This is a genomic window from Caballeronia sp. (assembly GCF_049581465.1).
Taxonomy (GTDB): Bacteria; Pseudomonadota; Gammaproteobacteria; order Burkholderiales; family Burkholderiaceae; genus Caballeronia.
Window position 1 is genome coordinate 1 of the sequence record NZ_JBAUSA010001346.1, and the last position, 2,989, is coordinate 2,989.

The following is a 2,989-nucleotide window of genomic DNA, read 5'->3' on the forward strand; positions in this document are numbered from 1 at the left end:
CCGGCGCGTCGAAGCAATGCTGGGTCGAATTCGACGCCAAAGCCGACGCCAACACCAATTCCAAAGCCAACGCCCCGTCAGCCGTGAAGGCCGATCCTCAGGCCGGGCATTTCGTCGCCGATGCGCCGCCTGCAACCTCGCTCTCCATGACCTGTGGCCCGGCGTCGACACCTGTCGAGGCGGCAGGCGCCGGAGACGCGATAGAAGCCGACACGCCGGGCAGCGACGGCACGCGCATGTTCCCGCTGCACCATCCCTTCGATGTGATGCTGACAACGCGCGCCAAAGCTGCCGGCACGCTTCTGTGGCAGATCGAGGACGCTTGGAGTGCGGTCAAGGCGAGTGGCCGGATCGCCGTGAAGCCGGGCGCGCATGCGTTGCAGATTGCTTGCACGTCGCGCGCCGCCGGCTATTTTTCAATCTCGGCCCGGCTCGAATCAGCGGGCCAGACAGCGGCCGTGTTGCCGTCGCGCGGTACACGTCCGGCGGGCATCGCTACATTCGGGGTACTACCGGATCTTGCCGGCGTGCTCCCTCCCGTGACCTACAAGAAGCTCGACCTGCACCGCTTCGGCGGCCAGGGGGCGGCTTATCTCAAACCGGGGCAGTCGTGCTGTTCCGGCGATGGTTATCGGCCGCTCTATCCGGATCTTGGCTTGACGTGGGTGAATGACAACCGCAACTGGGACATGACGGAACCCAAGGCGCCCAATACATTCAACCCCAACGCCGACAACCTCTCCCCCTTCTTCAAGCCTGGCGACCTGCTGCGCCTGATCCAGCTCGACGGTATTCCAGGCTGGGCCAACCAGACGGGCAAGGACACGCATAGCTACGCGCCTAAGTCGCTTGCCGATTACAGCGCCTATATGAAGCGCGTCGGCCTGGAGTCGAATCGGATCCGCTCGACCGTCTTTCCCACGCAGTCGAACAACTACTATCAGGTGAGCTGGGAACCCGATTACGACGGCGGCCTGCCTTGGCGCGATAGCGACGCAAACCTGGTCGCCATGTACAAGGCCACCTATGAAGCGATCCATTCCACGGATCCGCACGCCGTCGTGATGGGGCTGACGTTGTCATCTTTGGGCAAGAACACCGAGTGGCTGAACCGTCTCGCGCCGCTGGGTATCGCGCGCTATCTGGATGGCGTGAGCGCACATGGTTACTACGACGTGGGTACGTCGCCGTCGCATCCGCCTGAGCGTCTGGCTGGCAACAGCGATCCGGCGAAGGCCGCGCAAAGCCTTCCCGCGATGATGCGTGCGCTGCGTCACACGATGACGCAGATGCTTAAGCCTGGCGCGAAATTGTTCATCACGGAATCGGGGATCAGTTACGACATTGGCACGAAGTATGGAAGTGCGACGCCATCGGCGAACGTGCTGTATGCGCAGGGCGCGGTGGTCGCGCGCTCACATCTGATCCTGCTTGGCGAAGGCGCCGACCTCAGCTACGTGTTCTACGCGGCTGACCCGCCCGAAGTGGGCTATGGCGTTTTCTTCGATCTCGTGAATGCCGAGGGCGGCTTTGGCCAGACGCAGATCAGCCCGAAGCCCGCAGCGATGGGTATTGCTGCGATGACGCGGATTATTGATGGGACGGATACGCTTGGAGTTTTGAAGGGGACGCCGCCTGGTGTGTATGGATATGCGTTCCAGCGCCTGGACGGCGGTAAGGTCGTGACCGCGCTATGGACGCATGACAACGCAGTGTGGCCGGACGCCTCGGGGTTCAGCACGACGCACGGCGTGCGCCAGGAATTACAGGTTGACGCGCCGGGGACATCGGGGACGGTCACGGTGCTCGACATGATGGGCAATCCATCGGAGTTGCATTATGTGAACGGGCGCGTTGCGGTGACGCTTACCGAGGCGCCGGTGTATGTGGTGTCGGGGAATGCTGACGTTATGAAGGCGAATGTCAGCGCGCCGGAGGGGTATGGACGGTGAATGAGGGGAAGGGGGTTGGGGTCTACACCTACCGCTAGCAGAACCGCTACACCCTCCCCCGTGCAAGCCATCCACCGCTAAAAAAGCGAATGGCTTGCCGAGGCGACGTTTCGGCGGTTTAAGCCAGTGCCGCAGCGATACGCCGCCGTTAGCACCGCGCTAAACTTCTCCATCCGCATTTAATGCCGACGCAGTGAGACGCGAGTAAAAAGCGCGCACAGGCCTTCCCCGCCCGCCACTCGATTCTGCTCGAAAGCAACTCTGGAACAATCATGAGCGGCCCCGACCTGATGGCGAATCTGTTCGTTGCGATGCTTGGCAGTGTGCTGGCGCTCTGCGTGCTCACCGCCGTCGCGGCCCTGCTAATTTTCCGCCTCACCACGCGCTTCTTCGATATCGACAACCCTGATTGAGGTATTTCGAGCGTGACCGATCTCTCTGTGTTGCCCTCGGTGGCCGCCATCACCATCGAAGCCGAGCAACAGAAAAAAACGCCACGACAAGGCGGTCCAGGTTTTCTAGAAGAAGTGGATTTCCTCGATGTAATCCGCCTCACGCCACTGGTGTCCATCGACTTGATCGTGAACGACGGCAATCGACACGTCTTGCTAGGGCAGCGCCGCAATCGTCCCGCGCGCGATACCTGGTTCGTGCCGGGCGGACGCGTGACCAAAGGCGAAACGCTCGATGCAGCGTTCACCCGTGTGGTCCGTGACGAACTCGGGATTGCCAGCATGCAGCGCTCATCGTCGCGCCTGTATGGCGTGTTCGAGCATTGTTATGAAGATAACTTCGCGGGCGTTCCGGGCATCGATACACACTATGTAGTGCGTGCTTATTCGATCACGCTGAATGGTTCGGTGCCGATTGGCCGCTTCGACCAGCACAGTGGTTATAAATGGCTGCTTCCCGCCGAAGTACTGGCTCGCGGCGACGTGCACAACAACGCAAAAGCCTATTTTCGTTGAGTCGCTTTTTGTTAAGCGCTGCGGATTGCCACGCTTGGCAGCAATCGGACTCACCCGTCCGATTGCCCC

The 2,989-nt window shown here is 61.2% G+C and carries 3 protein-coding genes; all 3 read left to right on the top strand.

Annotation, left to right across the window (positions count from 1 at the left end; translation table 11 throughout):
• On the top strand, positions 1–1,952 hold a 1,952-nt coding region (locus tag WCA53_RS32565), incomplete at its 5' end, for a hypothetical protein (protein WP_423921602.1).
• Positions 1,953–2,224: 272 nt separating this feature from the next.
• Positions 2,225–2,365, top strand: a complete 141-nt coding sequence (locus tag WCA53_RS32570; RefSeq protein ID WP_423921605.1) for a hypothetical protein — start codon at positions 2,225–2,227, stop codon at positions 2,363–2,365.
• Between the two features lie 54 nt (positions 2,366–2,419).
• The gene (locus WCA53_RS32575) at positions 2,420–2,920 is read left to right on the top strand and encodes a GDP-mannose mannosyl hydrolase (RefSeq protein WP_423921609.1); all 501 of its coding nucleotides are present in this window, start codon (positions 2,420–2,422) and stop codon (positions 2,918–2,920) included.
• Positions 2,921–2,989 lie beyond the last annotated feature (69 nt).